The 4,654-nt window shown below is 72.9% G+C and carries 6 protein-coding genes; 4 read left to right on the top strand and 2 right to left on the bottom strand.

Translation table 11 applies throughout. The annotated features are described in order from the left end of the window. Positions 1–27 precede the first annotated feature (27 nt). Positions 28–1,542 (bottom strand): MFS transporter, encoded by a 1,515-nt coding sequence (locus tag ACFU5G_RS29180; protein WP_377252512.1) that lies wholly within the window; start codon positions 1,540–1,542, stop codon positions 28–30. A 93-nt stretch (positions 1,543–1,635) separates the two neighbouring features. Here ACFU5G_RS29180 and ACFU5G_RS29175 point away from each other — a divergent pair, with 93 nt between their 5' ends. The 3 genes from ACFU5G_RS29175 to ACFU5G_RS29165 are packed head-to-tail and all read left to right on the top strand — an operon-like array spanning position 1,636 to position 3,435. Then, positions 1,636–2,202, top strand: a complete 567-nt coding sequence (locus ACFU5G_RS29175; RefSeq protein ID WP_377252510.1) for a TetR family transcriptional regulator — start codon at positions 1,636–1,638, stop codon at positions 2,200–2,202. Between the two features lie 58 nt (positions 2,203–2,260). Continuing rightward, positions 2,261–2,701, top strand: a complete 441-nt coding sequence (locus tag ACFU5G_RS29170) for a nuclear transport factor 2 family protein (RefSeq protein WP_377252508.1) — start codon at positions 2,261–2,263, stop codon at positions 2,699–2,701. A gap of 5 nt (positions 2,702–2,706) precedes the next feature. Next, a complete protein-coding gene (locus tag ACFU5G_RS29165; RefSeq protein ID WP_377252506.1) occupies positions 2,707–3,435 on the top strand; it encodes a helix-turn-helix transcriptional regulator in 729 nt (242 codons plus the stop codon). A gap of 31 nt (positions 3,436–3,466) precedes the next feature. Here the strand turns inward: ACFU5G_RS29165 and ACFU5G_RS29160 are convergent, their stop codons facing one another. Further along, the gene (locus tag ACFU5G_RS29160) at positions 3,467–3,895 is read right to left on the bottom strand and encodes a winged helix-turn-helix transcriptional regulator (protein WP_377252504.1); all 429 of its coding nucleotides are present in this window, start codon (positions 3,893–3,895) and stop codon (positions 3,467–3,469) included. A 171-nt stretch (positions 3,896–4,066) separates the two neighbouring features. Between ACFU5G_RS29160 and ACFU5G_RS29155 the strand changes: the two genes are divergently transcribed. Beyond that, a complete protein-coding gene (locus tag ACFU5G_RS29155) occupies positions 4,067–4,624 on the top strand; it encodes an NADPH-dependent FMN reductase (RefSeq protein WP_377252502.1) in 558 nt (185 codons plus the stop codon). Positions 4,625–4,654 lie beyond the last annotated feature (30 nt).

The raw sequence follows: 4,654 nt of genomic DNA, 5'->3' as shown, positions 1-4,654 counted from the left end.
CTGCTGGGAGGTCGGGCCCCCGTGCTGTCACCGCTCGTTCGGGATGAGCCGCCAGGCCACCACGGCTGCGACCGCCACCAGCACCGCCGCCACCACGCACGTGGTCTGCAGCGAGGCGACGAACGCCTCCCGGGCCGCCTCCAGCACGGCCGCCCCGGCGGCCCCCTGGTCGCCCGCGACCGTCACCGCCGAGGCGAGCGAGTCGCCCGCCCGGGCGGCGGCGTCCGGCGTCAGGCCGTCCGGGAGCGCGACACGGGACTGGTAGCCCAGGGTGACCAGCGAGCCGAGCACGGCCACGCCCAGGGCGACGCCGAGCTCGTAGGCCGTCTCGGAGATCGCCGAGGCGCCGCCCGCCTTGGCCGGCGGCACGGCGGAGACCACGGCGTCGGTCGTCAGGGTCATCGCGAGCCCCACGCCGAGGCCCGCGGGGACCAGGGCGAGCGCGAGCCACACGTAGTGCTCGGCGCCCTCCGCGACCGCGATGCCGACCATGCCGAGCGCGGTGACCGCCAGGCCGAGCGCGATCGCGCGACCCCGCCCGAACTTGCGCAGCGACCAGCCCACCACCACGACCACGGCGATGGACGCGATGGTGGCCGGCAGCTCGGCGACGCCCGCGACCAGCGGCGAGAACCCGCGCACGAGCTGCAGGTACTGCGAGAAGAAGAACAGCATGCCGGTCAGCGCGAAGATCGCGATGAGGTTGGCCGCCACGGCCCCGCTGAACGCCGGCACCTTGAACAGGCCGACGTCGAGCAGCGGGCCGCGCCCGTCGGCCGCGAGCCGGTTCTGGCGCCTGACGAACCAGACACCCGAGCCCACCGCGAGCGCCAGCACGCCGATCGCGAGCAGGTCGACACCCTCGGCGGCGGCGTGCTTGATGGACCAGACCAGCGGCATGACGGCGGCGAAGGACAGCAGCACGGAGAGCAGGTCGAGGCGGCCGGGGTGGGGGTCCTTGGCCTCAGGCAGCAGCACGGCGCCGGCCACGACCAGGACCAGCACCACGGGCACGTTGACGAGGAAGACCGAGCCCCACCAGAAGTGCTCCAGCAGGAGGCCGCCCACCAGTGGCCCGACGGCGGCGCCACCCCCGGCCGCGGCGGACCAGACGGCGATGGCGCGGCTGCGCTCGGCGGCGTCGGGGAACAGGGTCCGGATCAGGGACAGCGTCGAGGGCATGATCGTGGCGCCGGCGACGCCGAGCAGCAGGCGCGCGGCGATGAGGGTCTCCGCGTTGGGCGCGAACGCCGCGAGCGCCGAGGCGATGCCGAACGCCGTCGCGCCGATCAGCAGGAGCTTCTTGCGGCCGATCCGGTCGGCGAGGGTGCCCATGGTGACGAGCAGCCCGGCGATGGCCAGGGAGTAGATGTCGCCGATCCAGAGCACCTGGGTGGCGGTGGGCGCGAGGTCGCGGGTGAGCGACGGCACGGCCAGGTAGAGCACGGTGCCGTCGATCGCCAGCAGGCCGACCGCCAGCACGAGGACGGCGAGCGCGGCCCACCGGCGGCGCACGGAGAGAAGGGGAGCAGGAGCGGTCACCCGAGTAACTGTACCGTCTAGCCGGTACAGTTTTCTAGGACGGGGCGTGTGACGCGGCCTATAGTGCGTGCCGGGCAGTGCGACGGAGACGAGGTGGTGGCAGTGGGCCGGACGGCGGGCAGGAGCCCCGAGCAGACGCGCGCGGCGATCCTGGACGCGGCGGGCCGGCTGGTCCGCGAGCGCGGGGTCTCCGCGAGCCTGGACGACGTCGCGCGCCGGGCGGGCGTGTCCAAGGGCGGGCTGCTCTACCACTTCGCGAACAAGCACGACCTGCACCTCGCCCTGGCGACCGAGTGGCTGGAGCGGTTCCGCACGGCGGTGCTCGCCGCGATCCCGGCCGACGACGCCGCCCCCGGCCGCCTCACGCGCGCCTACGTGCGCGTGTCGATCGACGGCGCGCTGGACGCCGCGGCCTCCCGGGACGCGCTGGTCGTGATCGCGCACCTGTCGAGCGTGGACGCCGTCGTCGACCTGGCGCGTGCGGACGCGCGCCGGTGGCACGACGACCTGCGGGCGGACGGCCTGCCCGAGGACGTCCTGACGCTCGTGGTGGCGGCAGCGGACGGCGCGAGCGCGCAGCCCGCCTGGGGCGACGAGTCGACGCCGGAGGAGCTGGCCCGGCTGCGGGAGCAGCTGCTGGCGCTCACGGTCCCGGCCTAGGAGTCTGTCCCGGGAACACCGACACACTGTTGTCGCGTCGTCGGCAGACGGTAGGTGCATGACCGACACCACGAACCCGACGACGACTCCCAGCTCCATCGCCCGGCACGCGCTCGACGTGTGGCTGACGATGTGGAACACGGACGGCGAGATCGCACGACAGATCTGTGCGGACGACTTCCGGATCCATTTCGCCGTGACCGAGCCCGACGGGTCGACACCCGCGGACGACATCCGCACCTCCGACGACTTCGCGCGCTATCTCGCCTGGTGGCACGAGCAGAACCCGGGCGTCGTCTTCACGAGGATCGCCGACGCCGTCGACGGTGACCACGGCCGGCTGCTGTGGGACGTCGACGCGAACGGTCAGCAGGCGGGCGGCGTGGACGTCTTCGACTTCGATGAAGACGGTCGGGTCTCTCGGGTCTGGTCCGTGGGCGGGCAGCGCAGCATGCGGAGCGGACCCACCCACCCGACTCCACCCGCCCTGGGAGAATAGGAAGCATGAAGCGAGCCGAGCGGCAGTACGCCCTGGTCGACCTGCTTCGCGGCGCACGGCGCCCCTGGTCCGCCGCTCGGCTCGCCCGCGAGTTCGGTGTGTCCGCACGGACGATCGAGCGAGACATCGGGTCGCTCCAGGTGGCCGGGGTCCCCATCTATGCGGACCACGGGGCCGCGGGCGGCTACTCGATCCTCCGGGAGTACTCGCTGCCGCCCCTGAACCTCTCGGCCGCCGAGTCGCTGGCGGTGCTCGCTGGTCTCGCGCTGCTCGAGTCCTCGCCCTACCAAGGAGCCGCCCGCCGGGCCGGCGGCAAGATCGCCGCGGTCATGGACGAGGCGCACCGCGCGCCCGTGCAGGAGCTCCTCGGGACGATGCACGTCATCGACGCCGCCCCTCCGACGGGCGGCGCCGTGCCGCTCGGGATCCTCTCCGACGCGATCGCCGCACGCCGCGTGGTGCGGCTCACCTACCTGGGCGAGAGCGCCGACGGCGGCCCGGACCACTCCGCCACGACCGTCCGCGAGGTCGAGACGATGGGGCTGCTGCGCGCCGCTGACACGTGGCTGCTCAGCGGCTGGTGCCGGCTTCGTGATGCGATCCGCGGGTTCCGCATCGAGCGGATCACGCGACTCGAGATCCTCGACGAGGTCCCGCCGCGGCGCGACCCGGCGCTGCTCGAGGCGGATCTCGCACGATGGTCGGCGCGGCGGCTCCTGCCGAGACCGGAGTAACCGGTGGGGCCCGGGAGGGAGCCCGGCGCCGTCAGCCCGCCGCGCTCCCCCGGTCGAACCGGGCGCGGCTCTCGCGGAGCTGCTGCCCGTGGTCCTGCGCCCAGTCGACGAACCCGTGCGCCAGGTCCATGAGCTTCCAGCCGAGCGGGGTCAGCTCGTACTCGACGCGCGGCGGCACCTCGGCGTAGGCGGTGCGCGTGATCATCCCGTCGCGCACCAGGCCGCGGAGCGTCTTGCTGAGCATCCGGTGCGAGACGCCGGCCACGACGGACTGGATGGCGGAGAAGCGCTGCGGCCCGTCGGAGAGGGCGGCCACCACCAGGAGCGTCCAGCGGTCGGCCACCTGGCCCATGAGGTCCCGGGTCAGCTCGTGCGTGTCGCTGTCGCACGGCGCGTCGGGGCCGCCGGGCATCCGCGCCGCCAGGGACTCGAGACGCGCGTCGCGCGAGATCGGCATCATGCCGCAATGGTTCCTCTCCGGTTACCGACGAACTCCAAAGTGCGTAATTGAAAGCTGGATTACCCGCTTCTCCGCACTGTTGTGTCACGTGGACCAACCACCCCGGCCCCGCGTTCGTTCCCGCGCCCGGGCGGGTCCACCGACAGCACTCACGGAAGCGAAGGACGAGCAATGCTCAAGATCGGAATCATCCTCGGCAGCACCCGCCCTGGGCGGAACGGCGAGGCCGTGGCCAAGTGGGTCTACGAGATCGCGGCGCAGCGCACGGACGCCGAGTTCGAGCTCGTCGACCTGGCGGACTACCCCCTGCCCCACCTCGACGAGCCCATGTCCCCGGCCATGGGCCAGTACGCCCACGACCACACCAAGGAGTGGGCCGCCAAGGTCGCCGAGTTCGACGGCTACGTCTTCGTGACGCCGGAGTACAACCACTCCACGTCGGGCGTGCTGAAGAACGCGCTCGACTTCGTCTACGGCGAGTGGAACAACAAGGCCGCGGGCATCGTGTCCTACGGCGGGGTGGGCGGGGCCCGCGCCGCCGAGCACCTGCGGCTGATCCTCGCGGAGCTGCAGGTCGCCACGGTGCGCCAGCAGGTCGCGCTGTCGCTGATGACCGAGTTCGAGAACTACTCGGTGTTCAAGCCGGGCGAGCACCTGACCCCCGCCCTGGACACGCTGCTCGACCAGACGGTCGCGTGGTCCAAGGCGCTGGAGCCGCTGCACGCCTGAGCCCGGGGCCGCGGCGCACCACCCGGGTGC

Origin of the sequence: Promicromonospora sp. NPDC057488, assembly GCF_042802395.1 — a bacterium.
Classification (GTDB): domain Bacteria; phylum Actinomycetota; class Actinomycetes; order Actinomycetales; family Cellulomonadaceae; genus Promicromonospora.
The sequence above is the reverse complement of the archived record's forward strand: the minus strand, read 5'-3'. Positions and strand labels throughout refer to the sequence as shown.